Source organism: Phyllobacterium sp. K27 (assembly GCF_054796155.1).
The window spans coordinates 2,047,694-2,067,937 of record NZ_CM139240.1 but is presented as its reverse complement, the minus strand read 5'-3'; the positions used below and the strand labels follow the sequence as shown (position 1 = coordinate 2,067,937).

The 20,244-nt window shown below is 52.1% G+C and carries 20 protein-coding genes; 7 read left to right on the top strand and 13 right to left on the bottom strand.

Features of this window, described 5'->3' with window-relative positions:
• Positions 1-152 precede the first annotated feature (152 nt).
• The 3 genes from ACYJL1_RS10090 (at position 153) to ACYJL1_RS10080 (ending at position 3,570) form a co-directional block, all read left to right on the top strand.
• Positions 153-434, top strand: a complete 282-nt coding sequence (locus ACYJL1_RS10090) for a hypothetical protein (protein ID WP_460895290.1) — start codon at positions 153-155, stop codon at positions 432-434.
• Between the two features lie 570 nt (positions 435-1,004).
• Positions 1,005-2,777 carry an SLC13 family permease gene (locus ACYJL1_RS10085; protein WP_460895289.1) on the top strand — a complete coding sequence of 591 codons (1,773 nt, stop codon included), beginning with the start codon at positions 1,005-1,007 and terminating at the stop codon, positions 2,775-2,777.
• Between the two features lie 277 nt (positions 2,778-3,054).
• Complete coding sequence (locus tag ACYJL1_RS10080; RefSeq protein ID WP_460895288.1) at positions 3,055-3,570, top strand: EF-hand domain-containing protein; 516 nt, start codon at positions 3,055-3,057, stop codon at positions 3,568-3,570.
• 54 nt (positions 3,571-3,624) lie between these two features.
• Here ACYJL1_RS10080 and ACYJL1_RS10075 read toward each other — a convergent pair whose 3' ends face one another.
• Positions 3,625-3,837: a hypothetical protein gene (locus ACYJL1_RS10075; protein ID WP_460895287.1), complete on the bottom strand. Its 213-nt coding sequence runs from the start codon at positions 3,835-3,837 to the stop codon at positions 3,625-3,627.
• 35 nt (positions 3,838-3,872) lie between these two features.
• Positions 3,873-4,121 carry a DUF2171 domain-containing protein gene (locus ACYJL1_RS10070; protein ID WP_460895286.1) on the bottom strand — a complete coding sequence of 83 codons (249 nt, stop codon included), beginning with the start codon at positions 4,119-4,121 and terminating at the stop codon, positions 3,873-3,875.
• A 129-nt stretch (positions 4,122-4,250) separates the two neighbouring features.
• On the opposite strand from ACYJL1_RS10070, the gene ACYJL1_RS10065 reads away from it, so the two are divergent.
• Positions 4,251-5,750 carry an NAD(P)H-hydrate dehydratase gene (locus tag ACYJL1_RS10065; protein ID WP_460895285.1) on the top strand — a complete coding sequence of 500 codons (1,500 nt, stop codon included), beginning with the start codon at positions 4,251-4,253 and terminating at the stop codon, positions 5,748-5,750.
• A 239-nt stretch (positions 5,751-5,989) separates the two neighbouring features.
• Here ACYJL1_RS10065 and ACYJL1_RS10060 read toward each other — a convergent pair whose 3' ends face one another.
• Genes ACYJL1_RS10060 through ACYJL1_RS10045 form a run of 4 tightly spaced genes read right to left on the bottom strand, consistent with a single transcriptional unit; the run spans position 5,990 to position 10,596 of the window.
• Positions 5,990-6,949 (bottom strand): Csu type fimbrial protein, encoded by a 960-nt coding sequence (locus tag ACYJL1_RS10060; protein WP_460895284.1) that lies wholly within the window; start codon positions 6,947-6,949, stop codon positions 5,990-5,992.
• A complete protein-coding gene (locus tag ACYJL1_RS10055; RefSeq protein ID WP_460895283.1) occupies positions 6,946-9,375 on the bottom strand; it encodes a fimbria/pilus outer membrane usher protein in 2,430 nt (809 codons plus the stop codon). Before ACYJL1_RS10055 ends, ACYJL1_RS10060 begins: the two co-directional genes overlap by 4 nt.
• Positions 9,347-10,066, bottom strand: coding sequence for a fimbrial biogenesis chaperone (locus tag ACYJL1_RS10050; RefSeq protein ID WP_460895282.1), 720 nt, complete (start codon positions 10,064-10,066; stop codon positions 9,347-9,349). Before ACYJL1_RS10050 ends, ACYJL1_RS10055 begins: the two co-directional genes overlap by 29 nt.
• Before the next feature lie 23 nt (positions 10,067-10,089).
• A complete protein-coding gene (locus ACYJL1_RS10045) occupies positions 10,090-10,596 on the bottom strand; it encodes a Csu type fimbrial protein (protein ID WP_460895281.1) in 507 nt (168 codons plus the stop codon).
• 561 nt (positions 10,597-11,157) lie between these two features.
• On the opposite strand from ACYJL1_RS10045, the gene ACYJL1_RS10040 reads away from it, so the two are divergent.
• On the top strand, positions 11,158-12,420 hold the full coding sequence (locus ACYJL1_RS10040; protein WP_460895280.1) for a class I SAM-dependent methyltransferase: 1,263 nt from the start codon (positions 11,158-11,160) through the stop codon (positions 12,418-12,420).
• Entirely contained in the window at positions 12,417-12,776 is a 360-nt protein-coding gene (locus ACYJL1_RS10035; protein WP_460895279.1) for an MmcQ/YjbR family DNA-binding protein, read from the top strand. The genes ACYJL1_RS10040 and ACYJL1_RS10035 overlap by 4 nt, the downstream gene beginning before the upstream one ends.
• 161 nt (positions 12,777-12,937) lie before the next feature.
• Here ACYJL1_RS10035 and ACYJL1_RS10030 read toward each other — a convergent pair whose 3' ends face one another.
• Positions 12,938-13,429 carry an Lrp/AsnC family transcriptional regulator gene (locus ACYJL1_RS10030; protein WP_460895278.1) on the bottom strand — a complete coding sequence of 164 codons (492 nt, stop codon included), beginning with the start codon at positions 13,427-13,429 and terminating at the stop codon, positions 12,938-12,940.
• Between the two features lie 150 nt (positions 13,430-13,579).
• Here ACYJL1_RS10030 and ald point away from each other — a divergent pair, with 150 nt between their 5' ends.
• Positions 13,580-14,695, top strand: a complete 1,116-nt coding sequence (ald, locus tag ACYJL1_RS10025; RefSeq protein WP_460895277.1) for an alanine dehydrogenase — start codon at positions 13,580-13,582, stop codon at positions 14,693-14,695.
• A gap of 49 nt (positions 14,696-14,744) precedes the next feature.
• Here the strand turns inward: ald and ACYJL1_RS10020 are convergent, their stop codons facing one another.
• From ACYJL1_RS10020 to ACYJL1_RS09995, 6 genes are all read right to left on the bottom strand, one after another.
• Complete coding sequence (locus ACYJL1_RS10020; protein ID WP_460895276.1) at positions 14,745-15,218, bottom strand: DUF1203 domain-containing protein; 474 nt, start codon at positions 15,216-15,218, stop codon at positions 14,745-14,747.
• A gap of 84 nt (positions 15,219-15,302) precedes the next feature.
• Positions 15,303-15,821, bottom strand: coding sequence for a GNAT family N-acetyltransferase (locus ACYJL1_RS10015; protein WP_460895275.1), 519 nt, complete (start codon positions 15,819-15,821; stop codon positions 15,303-15,305).
• A 3-nt stretch (positions 15,822-15,824) separates the two neighbouring features.
• Positions 15,825-16,676 carry a 3-mercaptopyruvate sulfurtransferase gene (sseA, locus tag ACYJL1_RS10010; protein WP_460895274.1) on the bottom strand — a complete coding sequence of 284 codons (852 nt, stop codon included), beginning with the start codon at positions 16,674-16,676 and terminating at the stop codon, positions 15,825-15,827.
• A 1-nt stretch (position 16,677) separates the two neighbouring features.
• Complete coding sequence (locus ACYJL1_RS10005) at positions 16,678-17,424, bottom strand: alanyl-tRNA editing protein (protein WP_460895273.1); 747 nt, start codon at positions 17,422-17,424, stop codon at positions 16,678-16,680.
• Entirely contained in the window at positions 17,425-18,456 is a 1,032-nt protein-coding gene (locus tag ACYJL1_RS10000; RefSeq protein ID WP_460895272.1) for a cysteine synthase A, read from the bottom strand.
• 174 nt (positions 18,457-18,630) lie between these two features.
• Positions 18,631-19,974 (bottom strand): DEAD/DEAH box helicase, encoded by a 1,344-nt coding sequence (locus ACYJL1_RS09995; protein WP_460898001.1) that lies wholly within the window; start codon positions 19,972-19,974, stop codon positions 18,631-18,633.
• Between the last annotated feature and the right edge of the window lie 270 nt (positions 19,975-20,244).

The window sequence follows — 20,244 nt, the reverse complement described above, 5'->3', positions numbered from 1 at the left end:
AACAGATGTCACGGTTCCGCAGTTCCGGATATTCAACCTTCACAGCGACATTATGGGTCTCAAGCAAACGCTTTTTGCCGTCATAATCACGTAGACATAGCTAAAAACCAATATAAGGTTACATCATCTTAAGCTCCGTTCTGAGAGATGCGATGCCGTTCGGATCACGCAAAGAAACGCAGTTCACCCCTCATGAGTGGGACATCATGGACCGCGCTCATGAAACAGCCTCCAATATTCTCGGTCGGGATCGCCGACTTCATCCCGATGCAAGCAGGCTCGCGAGAATCGTCATGACGCTGTTTGCCCAAGGTTTACGTGACCCGGAGGAAATTGCTGCCCTTGCCGCTGACCGTGAACTTGGCAATCAGTTGACGGTTGGTATAACGGCTGTAAGGCCCAAGGAGCGCATAGACGATTCAGATTTTGAGTAGTTGTAACCTGATCATGTCGGCGAGATCTCGCAAGACTATAAGTATTAGCATCCGAGAATAATTTAGAATTAATTTTGAAACATCTGCATACGATCAAATCTGTCTAATAAGAAACTCTAACATCGCTTTTTTTAAACAGCCCGATTATCGTCAAAAAACTTTGTTAGTTTATATTTCTTGCGCATACGGGACTGTTTAATGAGACATCAGTGTATTGTAACTGCCGTTCTTATCGGCTTGTTTTGCCTTTTAGGTGCAGTAGCACTTCTTTCCAAAGACGATGTTTCCCCGGTTCAATCGCAAACTGACACTCTTTCTGCCCCGATACCTCCGTCGCAATAACACTCAGCCGGGCGCATCTGGCACTTTTTGCGCTTGTCGCTCACAATGCAGTTCATGGTCCTATATGGCGCGATACATGGCGCGAATTATTCGATCTTGTCAGATGCTATGGAATCACCCCTTTAATCCTTGGCTGGTGGCTTCCGATACAGCAGGATTTTTTCTGTTTTCTGCACTATAGCGGAACAAATTTGCCTTGCCGCGAATTCGATACAAAACGAGACGCTTATGACCACTCAACAAATCCTGTCCTTCACGGTCATCGCTCTCATGATGGCTGCCTTCATATCGGGACGCTTCCGCTATGACGTCGTGGCAATGTGTTCGCTGCTTGTGGCTGTTCTTGCTGGTGTTGTGCCTTATGAAGATGCGTTTCGCGGATTCAGTGATGAGATTGTGATTATCGTCGGCAGTGCGCTGGTGGTCAGCGCCGGCGTGGCACGTTCGGGCCTCATGGAAGCAGCGGTTCAGCGTTTTGTGCCAAGCATATCATCCGTCCGGGCGCAGCTTGCCGTCCTTGTGATCGTCGTTACCATTCTGGCGGCTTTTGTCAAAAATATCGGCGCTCTGGCAATCATGATACCCATTGCCTTCCAGTTTGCCCGCCGCTCTAACGTATCGCCGTCGGTATTTCTGATGCCTATGTCATTTGGTGCGCTGCTTGGCGGCCTGATGACCCAGATCGGCACATCACCGAACATTGTTGTCTCGCGCATTCGCGCCGATATGGTGGGCGAAAGCTTCACGATGTTTGATTTCACCCCGGTTGGAGCAACTCTCGCCGCGGTCGGGATAGTTTATCTGGTCCTGTTTTACTGGCTGGTACCCGAGCGCACCCGCGAAGATATTTCTGCCGATGAAGCAATCGAGATATTGAATTATGTTTCGGAAGCGACCGTTGCAAGAGAGTCGACTGTCATAGGTAAAAGCATGACAGATGTCGTAAAGCCAGCCGAAGGTGGAGCTGTTGTCACCTCCATCATTCGCGGTGAACGGCACGTCACTCCCCTGCCTGATACGAAACTTGCTGAAGATGATGTACTCATTTTGCAAGGAGATCCCAAAGCTCTCCACGCCATCGTCGCGGGTGGAAAGCTCAAACTATCCCGGGATCGTTCTCACTCGGAGTCGGGCGGTCTTGCCGAAATCGATTCTATCGAAGCCGTCGTGGGAGACGCCTCGCCACTGATCGGGCTTTCGGCGCGGCAGTTGGCCCTGTTTGATCGCTATGACGTCAATCTTCTTGCCATCAGCAGGCAGGGTGAACGAATCAAGGATCGCTTGGGCGAAGTCAGATTTCAGCTGGGCGACATCATCGTGCTGCAAGGGCGCGACAGTGTACTTCCCAATCTGTTGCGTGAGTTTGGATGCCTTCCACTGGCCAAACGAACCATATTGCTGGGAAGCATGCGTCGCGGTCTGGTCCCGCTGCTTATTCTGCTGACTGCTATTGGCGTGACTGCTTTTAGCCTTCTGCCGGTATCCATAGCCTTTTTTGCCGCAGCCGTGGCCATGGTGCTGTTCAAGGCGATACCGTTGCGCGAATTGTACACGGCGATTGACGGCCCGATCCTCGTTATGCTCGCCGCACTTATTCCCGTTAGCGATGCTTTGCGAACCACTGGCGGGACAGAATTGATCGGACATTTCCTGACGCAGATCGCCCATCAATTGCCGCCCTTTGCGGCTTTGGCACTGATCCTTCTTGCCGCAATGGCCGTGACACCGTTCCTCAATAACGCTGCAACAGTGCTTGTTATGGCTCCCATCGCCACAAGCTTCGCTACAGGACTTGGTTTCAGGCCCGAGGCCTTCCTGATGGCGGTGGCAATTGGTGCCGGGTGTGATTTCCTCACCCCCATCGGGCACCAGTGCAATACGCTTGTCATGGGCCCCGGCGGCTATAAATTCAACGACTATCCCAAGCTCGGGCTGCCCCTGTCACTCATCATAATGCTGACCGCCGTTCCCACTCTCATGCTGTTCTGGCCGCTGAAATAGCCGTGAAATTACGATATCAATTGCCTTTGAAATCTGTCACAAGCCAATCTGCCCGCGAGGGCAAGGCGCGACTGCTATCAAATTCAGGATAGGGTCGGGCGGGCTGATTGACGTCTCTCCTGCCGCCGCGAAGCAACGTGGCCGCCTTTATTATCCGCTGTGTCACAGCCCTTTACATTACAAAACATTAATCCGCCGATCATCTCCCGTTCATTCTGGCAACGCTACGGTCTGTCCACGGAGCGGATAATCCGCTCACGCTACAGGAGAGAAAAACATGAAACGAATTCTCGCTCTCGCTTTGTCCGGAACCTTCCTGACGGTTTTTGCTCTTGGCGGCGCTTTCGCCCAGACGCAAGCGCCCGAGCAGACTCCGGCAGCCCAGGAGGCCACGCAAACGCCTGGCTTCCAGCATAAATGGGGCGCACGTCTCGATACCAACGATGATGGTGCCCTGGATCAGGCAGAGTTTACAAATGTCGACCGCCTGAAAGAGGCCGACACCGATAAGGACGGCACCCTGTCCAAGCAGGAAATCGAAGCCATGGCGATGAAACGTATCGTTGAACGGCAGGCTCGGCGTATGACCAAGCGCCTCGATATTAATGGTGATGGTGTGGTTACCATTGCCGAGGTCGAGAAGCAGAAGGCCAAACGCTTCGCCCTCATGGATCGTAATGATGATGGGAAAATTGACAAAAGCGAAATGCGCCACGGTCGCAATGGCGGACATGCTCACAAAATGCACCACGGTCAAAGGCATCATGATGAGAACCGGCCTTCAAAAGGCTGATCGTTCCCACATAGCATAAAAACAAACGGTCGTTCATTGAGCGACCGTTTGTTTTTACACGTGCTGGGGCGGCTCGCGCACCTCATCCGGATTTGGCAAAGGCAGCTCATCCGGCAATTGGTCCGGTGTTGGCGGCTCCTCTACCGGTATATCGTCAGGCATTGGATTGGGAAGCGGCGGCGTTTCATCCGGTCGTGGATCCGGCGTTGGATCGACCGGCCGGTTTGTATCCGGACCCGGATCAGGAATTTGTGGTGGATCTGCCAAAGCAATTCTCCTTTTCACGGGTTGCCATGTCTTGGTTATTTTTTGTCCGAGGCTTCTTCTTCAAACATCACCGCCACGTCGGAATTTGCCGAGAGTCGGACCTTGCCACCTTCGACCTCAGCCACAAGTGCGGTTGAAATATAGTGGTGATGGCCTCTATGAGAGCCCTCGCCGCTATCCTTCTTGGTCAGTTTGATACGACCACCTTCAACGCTATCGACAGTCCCAACATGAACGCCATCAGCACCGATGACTTCCATATGCTCTTCAATACTTGTTGTCATGATTTACCTCCTGAGGGTGACAAGGCATTAACGCACGAAACCATCTTTGGATGCATTGTCGGACCAAAGACTTTAACCGTGAGTGTTTAGCGATTAGGCTCTGGCGGAAAATGAGGAAACGCGCGCAAAATGGCAAACGAGATTTTGACTCCGGCGCAAATGAGCCAGGCCGATCAATTAACGATTAAAGCCGGTGTTCATGATGGCTATCGCCTCATGCTTAATGCAGGTAACGCCATTGCACGCCACCTCTTGCACCATCATGGCGATGCAAGCGAATTTCATGTGTTGTGCGGCCCGGGTAATAATGGCGGCGATGGCTATGTTGTGGCCAGCGTTCTTGGCGCATGCGGTGCTGCGGTAAATCTCTGGACAACTGGCGAGCCAAAGCCTGGGACTGATGCGGCGCAAGCAGCGGCTGATTGCCCAATCAAAGCGCGTGACATTGCCAGTTTTAGCCCCTCACCCGCCAGCGCCATTGTCGATGCACTCTTTGGCGCAGGTCTCGACCGTAAGGTGAGCGGGGCGGCAGCTGCCGCAATCAGCCTGGCAAACAAATCCGACTGCCGCCGCATCGCTGTCGACATACCCTCAGGATTAGACGGCCTGACCGGCCAGGTTCTCGGCACAGCCTTTCAGGCAGACACGACAATAACATTCTTCCGTAAGAAGCCCGCTCATCTGCTTTATCCGGGGCGGGCTCTGTGTGGAGAGGTTTTCCTCGTCGATATTGGCATCGCTGAGAGTGTTCTGACCGCAATCAAGCCCCGGTGCTTCGAAAACACGCCCGCCCTCTGGCAAGCGTATCTGCCTGCACTGGAAGAAAACACCCATAAGTACGCGCGTGGTCATGTAGCCGTATTCTCCGGCGGCGCGACATCAACTGGTGCGGCACGACTGTCGGCATTGGCAGCAGCCCGCAGCGGAGCTGGTGCCGTTACAATACTTTCTCCACAAGAAGCGCTTGCAGCCAATGCCGCGCATCTTACGTCGATCATGCTGCATAAATGCGAGACACGGCACGACCTCGCCTCTTTCACGGAAACCCGTAAGGCTGCCGCGTTCGTTCTTGGACCTGCTTTCGGTGTGGGACGGAAAGCACGGGAGTTCGCCTTGACGCTTCTTAGCGAAACGCGAGACGCACTGGTTTTCGATGCAGACGTGATCACGTCTTTCAAGGATGATCGTGAAGTCTTGTTCAACGCCGCTGAAAAGCCCGATAATATCAGGCTGGTGCTCACACCCCATGAAGGGGAGTTCAAACGCCTCTTTCCGGAGCTAGCTGAAATTCCCTCTAAGATGGAGCGTGCCCACGCAGCAGCAAAACTTGCTCATGCAGTTGTCATCTATAAAGGAGCTGACACCGTTATTGCTTCGCCTGATGGCCGCGCTGCCATCAACGCAAATGGCACGCCACTCTTGGCCACAGCTGGCTCAGGCGATGTGCTGGCTGGTTTGACTGCGGGGCTGATGGCACAAGGTATGCCCGCCTTCGAAGCCTCCTGCGCGGCGGTCTTTATCCATGGCGCTGCCGCGCATCATCTGGGCTTCGGGTTGATCGCCGAGGACCTTCCCGCTGCGACGGCAAAAATTATTGGCACGTTAGTCACAAACCGGCCCACTTTCTGATTTCCATTAACCCTGTCTTTACCTTGATCGTCCACCTTGGTCTCAAGCGCGATTTGTACTGCGTACGCGCTCAAGTTTCTTGGTGAATGTCATTATTCTGTCGCAATGAGAGGGTAATGATTGTGTACAGCGAATAGCTTATTTCCATCTTTGACCACGGATGTACTGGCACTGATGTCGAGGTAAGTTTAGGAAGGTCGGGTAGCTCCCGGCCTTTTGCTTTTTAAGAGCCACGCTATTCAATAGGTTACAGTAATCACCACGGTATCGCTATAGAGTCCGGACGATGGCGTGTTCTGCGGTGGAACTGTTGCATAAACAGGGATGTTTTGTGCCAAGCCATTTCCCGTGCCGGCAACAGTATTGGTAGGAATGGTATCACCCCACGGCAAAGTCCGGTTTTCGTCTCGATAAAGCCCGTAAGTCACATACTCCGATCCCACGCCCTTTCTCATGCGCCGCGCAGTCGGGGCAGTGCCATTCTGTCCATTTCCGAGAGACACCGAGTAAGGTGTCGTTGGCGAGCATGTAATGGTTATCGCGCCAGTCGTATCCACGTTGGAACTCAATATGCCGCGGGAGCCAAAATTCACATTGGTAGCGGAGACCAAGCAGTCCTTGGCCACATTCAGGCTGGCGGTAAAGTTTGTCGTTGCCGCTGTTCCGGCTGCGGACGCACATCCATTCCCGTCATTATAGCGATAGCGGAACGTTGTTTGCGCTCCGGAAAAAACCGAACTGTATGTGCCCAGCGGCGCTGTCGTCTGATTTGGAAGTATTTGTCCATAAATCGTCGTCGTTGTGGTTCCTGAACCGACCAGTGCCGGAATATCAACCAGAATGGCAGGCGGCCGCGTAGAAAAAGCCCAATTGTAAGAGCCCCATACCACTTGGCGCGCCGAGTCCTGATAGAACTGAAATTGCAATGCGGCCGGCCCCGTCATCGTGCGTACTCCAGATGGCAGCGTCCCTCCCGATCCCGCATTCAGATTCGGGCAAACCAACACTTGGCGAAACAAGCCAAGCAGTGCCGTACATGTCGATGTAAGCGTCGCAGTCGCGTTGATTGCATTTCCCGGTAATGGCGAACCTGAGAAAGACATGGCTGTGGTTGTGAATGTACAGGATTGCGCCAATGCCGAAGCTGGCATCAGCCCAAACCCGCAGACAAACAGCATTCTCAAAATGAAATTCTTCATTGGCACACCACGTTCTTTATTTTGACCTGCGTTCCCGGCGCAGCTTGATAGGCAAATCTGGCAGTGCAAATGCTGCCATCGGCAAGCTCCACAGTTACGCTGTTTTGCGCCTCCAACCCTGAAATATAAGCTTCTCCATCATAGCCCACCACAAACTCCTCGCCAGCATCTCCTGCCCGCCCGCTCAATCCGGCGTCCAGCGGCTTGCCACCAGTATCGACCAGACTGACAAGCGCAGAGGCAGTGCTCTGGGCTACGTTGAAGTTCACAACAACGCCGCTGCGATCAGCAGGAACCACGATGTCGCGCGTCAAACCTATGCTTGCATCAACGGGCAAATTCGCGGGATCAATGGCCAGCGTGTTGGGTTCATAAGCCCGAAGATCAGGCACCAGTATCCGTCCCCGGCTATTGGTGCGACCCACCGGGCGATTTTCATAACTGACATCGACATCAGGCGCTCCCACATCGACCACGGCAAAGGCATCGTCAATCCTGTTGGTGGCAAATACACCACCGCCGGCAACCGCAATGGCACCCTCAAGCTGAGCCGTGGCACGTACATTATCGTCATATTGCTGCACGCTACCCTCAACGCGTGCATGCTTTCCACGATAGCTGGCAGAGGCATAGCGGTCTGGTGTTGCACCCTCTTTCGTGCGTAGACGCCATCCGTAGCCACCTTCTACCCGTTGTTCCGATTTGGTGATTTCCGCAAACCCAGATGAACCATCATTTGTTTGTTCGTAGCCGGTTGAAACTGAGATATTGTTGTCAAATGGAATGGTCAGCCCCGCGAAAATGCCAAAACTGTCGCTGTTTTCAAGGTCCGCAAAGGCCGTGGCAAAGAACGAACTGTTTTTGAACACTTGCTGGTTGAAGGATGTGCTAACGATGGAGCTTTTATCGCCGGAATCCAGCTTTTGCTGTGTGTAGGAAAAATTCATGCTACTGCCCTCAAACGGCCCCGGCATGGAAAGGGTCGTTTGGATCAGGGATTTGGGCACCCGGGTGCTGACAGCTGGTAACCCGGCAACGCCATAAACATAATTGAGCTGGCTGTCCGCCGTTACCGAGGCAATATCATCATAGTTCCCGAATGAATGCTGAACCCGGCCATAGATTGTGTACCTGTTCTTGTAGGTCATTTCGATGGAGCCATTGAGCAGCAGACCAGTATCTCCATCGTGATGGCTACCGGCAGCGGCCAATGAGGTAACGCCGTAAGCACCCAGCGGAAATGCAACGCCAAATCCGCCATTTATCAGATCGGCACCACCTTCGAGGTGGCCTTCCAACGTCAGCCAGTTGGTCATGCCATAGCGCGCAGTCAGCGCGCCCATGACATCATCATCATAATCGTTTGATTCAGTACCGAAATTCCGTCGTGCAACGCCTATATCGGCGGAAAAATCCCACAGGCCTTTACGCAGCAACAAACTCGACGAATAAAAAGGGACAGTTGTTCGCGTCTCACGGCCTAAAGTATCCCGTAAGACTATCTGCGCCTCGCCCTGCCCTGAGAAAACTGGAAAATTGGTGATCTCAAATGGGCCAGAAGCCACATCGCCACTATAGGTCCGAACGTTCTGCGTATAAACCTCCAGCGTCGAAGGCACAGCGGCTGTCCCCGACAGTACAGGAACAGGCAGCGTTACCAAATCCGACCGCAGGGTAAAATTCCGCTGGATCTGCATGCCGCCAAGAAATACCGGGCGTGTCCATGGCAGTCCGCCGGAAATAAAATCACCTGCACGATAGGTAATCAGTCTTTCGGGGTCAGAAAAACTCCAGGTGGTGTTCAACCGCCGAACTCCCTCAAGCTCTCCGTTGGATAAATTGGCGGTAAATGACTGATTTAGCGTTCCATAAGGGCTGAATAACCGTGCATCGAACCCGCCTGACACGCCTTGAAACGGCTTGACATTGCTCGACATTAAATCATCTGTGCTGGCAAAGAGAGAATAATTCAGCACAGCCCCATATCCGGACTGAGGCTTGGGCCGTTCCTTCTCCGGCCTTGGATTGGCATCGATAACCTTGGCAGACCGCGCAGCATTGTCGGTATAAATATACAGCCGCTGTGTTTCGGCCTCAATCCGGAATTCAACATTGGCCAAACGATTGATCCGGATTGATCCATCCGCATCCAGCGCATTGTCCATCGGCTTCAGACCAACCTCCCGCAATTCCTCTGGTTTTGCTGATAGATCGCCATCGGGCAATTGCCTGAACCCGCCAATCAATCCTGTCGGCTCATCATTGATATAGACTTCCAGATAAAGATCACGTGCCTCCACGCTCTGGGGCGTAGATAATTCAACGGCATCAACTTCAGGTTGTTGAGACTGCCCAATTGATACCATGCACAGACTTATGCCAAGGACGCTGCCAAGTTTAGCGGCCGTTGATCGCAACATCTGCATTGACGGGTCCGGCATCACTGAGAGCTTTAAGCGCAACGCGCCCGGATGAGATTGATTTGCTGGTGCCAATGGGCCACTGCATGCTGGCACCGCCGAGGACATAGCCAACAAGTCCTTCGCGTGCACCAAGTACGCGTCCGCCTTGAGTTAACTGCACTTCAGCCAGTCGGAGCCGTGTATCACCCGTATTGCGGGCGGTTAGCATCAGCGATCCTTTTGTCCTTGCAACGCCCCAAGCAACCTTTGGCGGCGATGCATCCTGCTCTCTGAAGAACACCGGGATCGAATAACGCACGACCAAAGTCACGGTACCCGATTGCTTGCGCGACGGATCAGGCAGTTCATCGACGATCACCCTGTAGCTTTCCTCAGCAACAACAGGCTTCTTCGAAACGCGAACAACCCGGACGGCGTAATCTTTATTACCCGAGAGCTTTGTCGATGGTGGGCTGACCACAACATCGTTCGTCGGATCGAGCCGTTCCACACCATTGGCTTGCGTCCAGCGGAAAACGCGTATCTGTACGTTGATAGAGCGTTTTGCCTCATTTGTGAGGGTCAATACACCTGCGCTACCGGGAGCAACCATATCTATATTTGTCGGGGAAACACGCAGTGAAGCGGCATGGGCAGCGCCAGAAAAAAGCACACAGAGGCTCATGACGCCAATGCTGTAAAGCATGGATCGCACTTTGTTCTCCTTTGTCAAAAAGGTCAGTAGGTAACTTCGATCGCAACCGTATCGGTATATGTTCCGATTGCCGGTGTTGTCTGCGCCGTCACACGACCATAAACCGGGATAGCCTGACTTGCGCCATTGCCTGTACCCGAAACCAGATCCGCAGGAACCGCATTGCCCCAAAGCTCGGTATATGCCGCATCCTTGTAGAGCGTGTAGTCGACCGTAGCGCCGCCTGGCCCGGTCATCTTGCGCGATGCCAAGGTTGCGCCAGCGCCCGCACCAAGACCGAGGCCAACAGTGTAAGGCGTACCATTGGTACATTGAATTGTGAGCGCGCTGCTCGAATCCACGTTTGCGACCAGAAGACCGTGGGAACCAAAATCCAGCGTATCAGCTGATACGACACGACACTCTGCCGTTATCTGAATCTGCACCCCCAGACTACCTGTAGCTACAGCAGCGACAGCCGGACTGCTCAATCCAAGTGCAGCAAAAATTGATGCTGCAATAACTTGGCTTACTCTCATGCCAGAACTCATTCATCCTCCATCCAATTGTATGCGACGAAAATACAATCTGGTAGTTGCTGCGATATGATCCAGTGGACCGGCATTTTCATTCTAAATTCTTATACCTTTAATTTTACTTAGCAAAAAGCCTAAAAATAAATACTGATTACCACAGTTGCTTATTAGCAACTGCCTATAAGCAACTCATATGTAAATGATATTTTCAAAATCCAAAGGTTTACGCGCAAAGTTTCGATAGAGTTCAACCATCAACCGCAACAATTATATGAAAACAACTTATAGTTGACCTACAAATTAGACAAATTACTTCGACTAGCAAATTAATTACTTTTGACGCGATATGTATAATTTAAAGCCAATTTTGTCGTTTTTTGTCTTTTTTTCGCGAAAGCCGATCAGAGCTCGGAAGCATGCGGATGCCACCCGCCCTCCCATTCTGAGATGCAATCCAGTTTACCTTGAGTTTTCGTAGCTGTCAGAGCACGACCGGACTGATCGTCTCGGGAAAAATCTCTTGAACAATTGTTCGTTGAGAGAAATATTGAGTCAGCGAACGGAAAGCTTGGACAGATGACCAATACAAAAAAGACCCTTTCCACTGAAAGCCTGACTCAGTTGAAATGGCTGACGCCCGAAAATGTAGGCGCTGCATTAAAGGGGTTCCCGTTAAAAGTGCAGGCCGCTCTACGCGCCGCAGCCCATCTGCCGCGTGGCACTTTGACCATAACAACACCGGACAAGCAGATATTCAAAGTAGGAGGCAAGCAGAAAGGTCCCGATGCATCATTGATTCTGCACAATTGGAACCTGCCGGGTCGCGCCTTGTCCGGCGGAACAATTGGCGTTGCCGAATCCTATATGGACGGCGACTGGGACAGCCCCGATGTTACCACCTTTCTGGAACTCTTTGTCGTGAACGAACAGGTCGGCGAGGACATTGCAGGTGGTTCAAACTGGTTCATCAACACGGCACAGCGCCTGCGTCATTGGTTGAACGAAAATACCCGACGACGTTCTCGTAAGAACATCTCAGCACATTATGATCTCGGCAATGCATTCTACCGAGAGTGGTTGGACCCCACGATGACCTATTCATCTGCATTGTTTACCGAAGGTGTGAACGATCTGGAAAGCGCCCAGACGGCAAAATATAGCGCCCTTGCCCGTAATATCGGAATTGCACCCGGTTCGCGTGTTTTGGAAATCGGATGCGGCTGGGGTGGCTTTGCCGAATTTGCCGCCCGTGAAATCGGAGCCAAGGTGACCGGCCTGACAATCAGCCGTGAGCAATTCGACTATGCAACCCAACGCATTCAAAAAGCGGGCCTTTCTGACAAGGTTGATATCAGATTTCAGGATTATCGTGATGAGACCGGCAAATATGATCACGTTGCATCCATAGAAATGTTTGAGGCGGTCGGTGAAAAATACTGGCCTGTCTTCTTCTCAAAAGTGAAAGAGTGCCTGAACCCCGGTGGCAGCGCCGGGCTTCAGATCATTACCATTAACGACAAATCCTTTGAGCGTTACCGTAAGCGCCCGGATTTTATCCAGCGTTATGTCTTTCCCGGCGGCATGTTGCCAACACCGTCGAAACTGATAAGTCTCGGCAAAGATTTTGGCCTCGACATGTACCGTGAGAATATCTTTCCTCAGGATTATGCCCGAACCTTGGCTGAATGGCGGGAGCGTTTCTGGGGATCGTGGGACCGGCTGCGCCATCTCGGTTTCGACGGCCGCTTCAAAAAACTTTGGGAGTTTTATCTGTTCTATTGCGAGGCTGGCTTCCGTTCCGAATATATCGATGTGCGCCAAGTCTTCTATAAATCATGACTGTGGAAAATCTGGATCGGCCGTTCGAACGCGTCTGGAGGTTGGCTGATGCCCTCCATTTGCCGGAGCTTGTAAAAAGCACAACTCATGGCACGCCCTCGTTGAAGGTCAGAACTTCGTTCATGGGCCGCATGAAGGATGGAACCAGTTTTGCGATTTATTGTCCGCTGGAAGAAAAACCTCTCCTTATGGAAAGTGCACCCAATATCTATTTCGAAACAGACCACTATAAAGGCTGGCCATACATACTCATTCACCTTGAAGCGATTTCCAACGAAGAGCTCAGTCATCGGATCAAATTGGCTTGGCATGCAAAGGCTCCAGCCAAGCTCAAAAAGGAGATCCCGACAATTTGATTTTTTCAAAGGTCCGCCCGGTCAAGAAACGTGTAATCCGACAGGGTTTTCCACGGCGAGACGACTTGGATAAGGCAATTCCTGCGATTCTTAGCGCAAAAAGCCCGATCTTTACTGTGAAATTTCAACTATGGGATGCAAAATAGTTGCAACGACGCGAGTTACGGATTTGTTGCAATTTCTATCAGGGCTGTTTCGACCCCTAATCCGGTCCTGTCGGCCACTTCCCGAAGGGCAAATGATGAGTTGATCTTGGTGACATGCGGCATAGCGGACAGCCAGAACTTATGAATACGCTCATAATCCTCAAGATCTTTTGCAGCAATGCGAAGAAGATAATCGTATTCGCCTGACATAAGATAACAAACCAGAACATTTGGACATCGACGCACTGCGGTCTCAAACTCCCGCAATTGCTTGTCCGCCTGTCCTGAGAGAGATATATTGACAATTACAGTCACGGGATGGCCAAGCATCTTGTTGGACAACCGTGCATGATATCCACGGATAACTCCGGATTTTTCCAGTATATCCAGGCGCCGCGAACAAGCAGACTGTGAAAGACCGACCTTCTCGGCGAGCGTCGCATTCGACATGCGACCGTCTTTCTGTAGATTATCAAGTATGGCGATATCAATCCTGTCTAGCGACATTATTCGAATAATCCATTGTTAATCGCGATTATTACGCAAGGATACGCGAAAAAACTCCTATCGTCGAGGGTATTTGGCAAGGACATGCGACTGGAGATGTGGTGTTATATTGCTCCCAATATGCAAAGTAGAACAATATGAGGAGGCATTATGCGCGTTGGCTGCCCTAAAGAAATCAAAAACCATGAATATCGCGTCGGCCTCACTCCGGGCGCCGTACGCGAATATGTTGCCCATGGCCATCAGGTCATAATCCAGTCCGGAGCTGGCGCAGGCATTGGCGCAGATGATGGAGCCTATCAGGCCGCTGGCGCCAAAGTAGTAAAGACTGCCGAAGAAGTATTCCAGCAGTCTGATATGATCGTGAAGGTTAAAGAGCCACAACCATCCGAATGGACCCAGCTTCGCGAAGGTCAGCTTCTTTACACTTATCTTCACCTTGCTCCGGACCCAGAGCAGACCAAAGGTCTTTTGAACTCAGGTGTTACCGCTATAGCTTATGAAACTGTCACCGACGAGCGTGGTGGCCTGCCATTGCTTGCACCTATGTCTGAGGTTGCTGGCAGACTTGCTATTCAGGCTGGTGCTACTGCTTTGCAAAAAGCAAATGGCGGTCGTGGTATACTTCTCGGCGGTGTTCCCGGCGTTCTGCCCGGCAAAGTTACCATCATCGGCGGTGGTGTTGTTGGCATCAATGCCGCTCAAATGGCAGTTGGTCTTGGCGCAGACGTTACAATCCTGGATCGCTCGATCCCACGCTTGCGTCAACTCGACGATCTGTTCCACGGCCGTATTCATACGCGTTACTCCACCATCGAAGCCCTTGATGAAGAAGTGTTTTCTGCCGATATCGTCGTTGGCGCGGTCCTCATTCCGGGCGCTGCTGCACCCAAATTGGTGACCCGCGAAATGCTTTCCGGCATGAAAAAAGGCGCTGTCATCGTTGACGTTGCCATTGATCAGGGCGGCTGCTTCGAAACTTCCCATGCCACGACGCATTCCGAACCAACCTATGAAGTGGACGGCGTCATTCATTATTGCGTCGCCAACATGCCAGGCGCCGTTCCGGTGACATCAGCGCAGGCACTCAATAATGCAACCTTGCAATATGGGTTGCAATTGGCAGATCGTGGCGTCAAGGCTCTGATCGACAATCCACACCTGCGCAACGGTTTGAATGTGCATAAGGGCCGCATTACAAACAGCGCTGTCGCTGAAGCGCTTGGTCTGGAAATGTTTGAGGCAAAAGCCGTTCTAGCTGCTTGATTTCGTTAAATATTATCAAAAACCCCGGACCGCTGGTCCGGGTTTTTTTTCATGCCATTTCAATCCGGCATTGGAAGCAATTGTTTCTCGCCGACCGCATGTGAACATAGGCCACATCATCTCGCTTCAGTAATTCCGCCGCCCGATCTGCAATTACGCTGGTCTTGATCACGCCGCCGGTGCCATAAACAATGCGGTCCTGACAGGAATAGCCGCGCAGGATGAAGTCGCTGCTTTTATTGAACATTTCTGGTAGCTGATCTGTCTGTGCATATCGCTCGCATTCATCCGCATGTAGAAATATAGGCCCTGTTTCCGCATAGGGTTGCGGCGCAGGAAATGGCCGATGCGAAAGGATGAGATATTTGTCTCTCGCCTTTACGTTCTGCAAGCAATGCCTGCAAGGCACTCCATCCCCATCCGACAGGTGGGGTTCCGGTTTCTGACCATTGGCATCGGCACCACCAGACTGATAGTGCCGCGCCATTGTCGTTGTCATTGCGATGAATCGAATTGTGGTCATAGCTGTCTCCTCGGTACACCAGAGAAAACACCCTAAATTTCAGTCAAACCACCCGATTCATGCTCCAGGGCAAGCAATATGCAATCAATCCCACGTCTCAATTTCCGCTTCTGCAAAACTGACCGGCTTAAACCCCATTTTCTGGTACATTTGCAGCGCTCGCGGACTATCAAGCGTGTTCGTTTCAATAATGACCCTCTGGGGACTGCTCATCCAGGCGGTGGAGATAGCTTCATTCAGAAAGAATTTTGCCAATCCTAGCCCCTGGAACTCCGGAGTAAGACCAAAATAGAGAATCTCTGCAACGCCGGGCTCTTGATCAATCACCAATTCGAAAAAACCCGCAGGGGAACCCTCCACATAAAGGACGTGGATGTCGACATTGTCCCGATGAATAATTGCGGAAAGCGCCTCGTCATCCAGCTTGCGGTGGACCGACCAATGGTGTGGCTTCCCTACCTGTTCATACAAAAATCGATAAAACGGCAGCGTGATCTTGGTTGCGCGCATTATAGCCAGCTTATAGCTGGCGGGAGTCGGAATCGCGACAGTTGGGCGGTCCGTCATTTCCAGATGCGTCACACGTGTCTTGAGCGTAGGCATTGCTTAAGCTTCGCCTGTGGCGACGGGAGTGTCCTTGGCACCGCCCCATTCAGTCCAGGACCCGTCATAGAGCACATTATCCTTGTGTCCGAGAGATTCAAGTGCAAGCGTAATGACAGCAGCAGTAATTCCTGAACCGCAAGTCGTCACGATGGGGCGCGACAGATCAACGCCTGCATCATCAAGAACCTTCTTCAATCCGTTGATATCTCTCAGGTAACCCTTCTCGACGAGAACAGATGAAGGAATATTGCGTGCTCCCGGCATATGACCGGATCGCAATCCCGCGCGCGGCTCGGGGTCAACTCCGGTAAAGCGTCCTGCAGCGCGAGCATCGGCTATCTGCCTTGCCTCTTCTTGGACAATCGCGACCATATCATTGAAGCTCGTGACTTTCGAGGCATCGAAATCAGCCATAAAAGCTGATGGAGCTACCTTCGTCTCCTCATCGGTAACCGGTCTGCCAGCGTTTTTCCAATTGTCAAAACCACCATCAAGAACGAATACTTTTTTTGCACCCATTGTGCGAAACATCCACCAGACCCGGGGGGACGTAAACACTCCGGGCCCGTCATAGACCACAATGATATCATCATTGGTAATGCCCATGCTGCCGATGGTAGTAGCGAAAGTTTCTGGCTTGGGAAATGTGTGCGGCAAATCAGAGTCAGGGTCAGCCATTTTGTCATGGTCGAAAAAAACGGCGCCCGGAATGTGCCCCGCCTCATATTCGGCCTTGGGGTCACGATTCTGGAACGGAAGATACCAAGATCCGTCAACAATGCTCAGGCCAGGTTGTCCCAACCGTTCCTGAAGCCAGTCTGGTGATACTATGAAAGGGCTTTTCTCGGACATGTTACTCTCCTACGGGCAAAACACCGAAGCGGATGCGAAACCGCCGGTTCTCCTTGCCCTTCTTCTCTATTTTTCCAATGTGGATTTGTCCGATTTCGCCGGTCGTTGCGACATGCGTTCCACCACAGGGTTGTGAATCAATGGAAGCATTTTCACCGATGCAAACCAGCCTGATACGTCCTGTTCCCGTGGGCGGGCGGACATTCTTCGACTTGATCAAGCCAGGGTTTGCAGCGAGTTCTTCATCGGTGATCCAGCGGGTAAAAATGGGATGATTGGCATTAACCAGATCCATCAGCTTCGCCGTCACATCTTCCTTTGTGACACCTGCATCAGGCAGATCGAAATCAACCCGGCTATCGTCTTCACTGACGGCTGCACCCGTTATTGGAAACGGGCACACAACACTCAGTAGATGACATGCTGCATGCATACGCATCAATTTGTAACGGCGATCCCAATCAATGCGGAGCAGCAGTTTTTCACCGATGCTCGGTACAGGCTGCTCAGGCGCAGGAACATGGATGACCTCTTCCTTTGTCTCTCCAGTTACTGTTGCAGCGATAATAATGGCAGAACCATCAGATCGGACAAACAGGCCCGTATCGCCAGGTTGTCCTCCGGAGGTGGCGTAAAAATTGGTGTGATCTGTGAGAATACCGCCACGTTCATTGACCGCGATTACAGTAGCATTTGTTTCTTTCAGATAGGAATCATCACGAAAGAGGATCGTCGTATCATAAGCCATTTAATTACTCTCAAGCGGTATAGAAAAATCAATCTTTGTCTCCATCCATTGCGGCACCGGCAGGTCTTTCGAACGCAGGAACTCAGGATTGAAGAGTTTTGATTGATAGCGATTACCGTAATCGCACAAGATCGTCACGATTGTATGGCCTGGACCGAGATCACGTGCCAAAAGAATGGCGCCAGCAATGTTGATGCCAGATGATCCACCAAGGCAAAGCCCCTCCTCTGTCACCAGATCAAATACGATGTCGAGCGCTTCTGCATCCGGAATCTGATAGGAAAAATCAGGCGTAAATCCTTCCAGATTTGCAGTGACACGGCCCTGCCCGATGCCCTCGGTAATTGAACTTCCTTCAGACTTGAATTCTCCTGTGGTGTAGTAAGAAAACAAAGCTGCGCCAAATGGATCAGCAATGGCAATTTTCACCGCGTCGTTCTTGGCCTTCAGCCCCATGGCAACGCCGACCAATGTGCCTCCTGACCCCACAGCGGAAACGAAACCGTCGACTTTGCCGCCCGTATCACGCCAGATTTCCTGTGCAGTGGTTTCAATATGTGCCTGACGATTGGCAACATTATCGAACTGGTTGGCCCAAATCGCGCCATTCGGTTCAGTTTTTGCCAGTTGCTCAGCCAAGCGCCCGGAGACCTTCACATAATTGTTCGGATTCTTGTAAGGAACAGCCGGAACTTCAACAAGTTCAGCGCCAAGCAGCCGTAAGGCGTCTTTCTTTTCCTGACTTTGCGTCTCTGGGATAACGATGACCGTGCGATAACCAAGCGCCTTTGCGACCATCGTCAGGCCAATTCCGGTATTGCCCGCAGTGCCCTCGACAATCACGCCGCCGGGCCGCAACTGGCCACGCTTTTCCGCATCACGAATAATGTAGAGTGCCGCGCGATCCTTCACCGATTGACCGGGATTGAGAAATTCGGCTTTGCCATAAATCTCGCAACCGGTGAGCTCTGATGCCTTCTTGAGGCGAATTAACGGTGTGTTTCCAATTGCTTCGATCACGGATTTATACATTACCTAGCCCTTCAATATATTGCTCTTAAACCTATTTGTCCGGATCACGCCGTTCAAGCGCATAATCTCACAATCTGCTGCCAAGGGAATAAATCTTTGGCATAAACGAAAAGGCCCCCGGCATTTGATGCCGAGGGCCTCCCCAAAAATCGCGCTGCTTAGGGCAATCTCAAATTATGCAGCTTTGGAACCAAAGCCTTTTTTATTCCGACGGAACGGGCGCTTCTGTGCGGGTGCGCCGCCATCATTGCTCCAGATCTTCTCGCCACGCGCCTCACGTGGCTTGCCACCAGCTGGCTGACCACGATGCGGCTTCTTGTTCTTTGTGGGCGCACCACCATTACCACCTTCACGCCGTGGCGGACGTTGATCGCTGTTTGCGGCACGGGCCGGCAAGCTGGAAAGATCAACAGGCGAATCTGCCATTGGCAGACGCATGCGTGTTACCCGTTCCACAGCCTTGAACTTTGAACCTTCTTCGGCCGGATCGTAAAGCGTGATGGCACTGCCGGATGCGCCGTTACGGCCTGTGCGTCCAATGCGGTGAACATAGCTCTCCGGCTCATCTGGCAAGTCGAAATTGATCACGTGGCTAATGCCGACGACATCGATACCGCGGGCTGCAATGTCAGTTGCAACAAGGATGCGTACGGACCCATCCTTAAAGCCATTCAAAGCGCGTTGACGGGCATTCTGAGACTTGTTGCCGTGGATGGCCGCTACATTGTAGCCGTCCTTTTCCAGAATACGGGTCACCGCGTCCGCACCATGCTTCGTACGTGTAAATACGATAACGGAAGACAGGGTTTCGTCTTTCAGCATGGCCGACAAAACCTGTTTCTTCTGGCGGGTCGGGATCATATGAACGACCTGCTTGATCTCTGCTGCCGTGGTGCCTTGAGGTGCCACTTCAACACGTATAGGATTGCGCAAGAGACTGGCTGCCAAAGTAGCAACTTCCTGAGGCATTGTTGCCGAGAACAGCGCTGTCTGACGGTCGCGATGCGTGCCTTTGGCGATTTTCTTGACGTCATTGATGAAGCCCATGTCGAGCATACGGTCAGCTTCATCAAGAACAAGCCAACGGGTCTCGGAAAGATCAATTCGATTGTCACGTACGAGATCCGTCAAACGGCCCGGCGTTGCAATGAGCACGTCCACGCCAGCCTGCATCTTGTTGATCTGGGCAATACGGGAGACGCCGCCAAGGACGAGCGCGGTCGAAATATGAGCGCCTTTCGCCAATGTGCGGAAGGTTTCTTCAATCTGCACGGCAAGCTCACGGGTAGGAGCAAGCACCAAAGCACGGGCAGTCTTGCCCTTGCGCTTGTCGCCGATGGTGATGATTTTTTGCAGTATCGGCAAGGCAAATGCTGCTGTCTTGCCGGAGCCGGTCTGGGCAATGCCTAGAATATCCTGACCAGCGAGCTGTGCCGGAATAGCCTGTTGCTGGATTGGCTTGGGAGCAATCATTCCAGCTGCGTCAACTGCTTTAAGCAGGATCGCATTGAGGCCCATAGTGGCAAAGCCATTTGTTTCAATAGTTTCCAATTTAAACTCTCATCTTGGCCAGACGCGATAAATCGCGGGCCACATAACGCATCGCAGGGCGCAACCTGCATGCAACATTTTCGGATAAACGACGAGACGCGAAAAGCCCTAAAGGGATCAAGCGACTTGCGCAGCCGTGCCCACCGCGTCATGCGGATGGGGCTCAGACGCCACGAGTCCTGTTTCGGAAGACCGGATTAACCGGCCCAAGCGTCTGATCGGCATATGGGCTCTTCT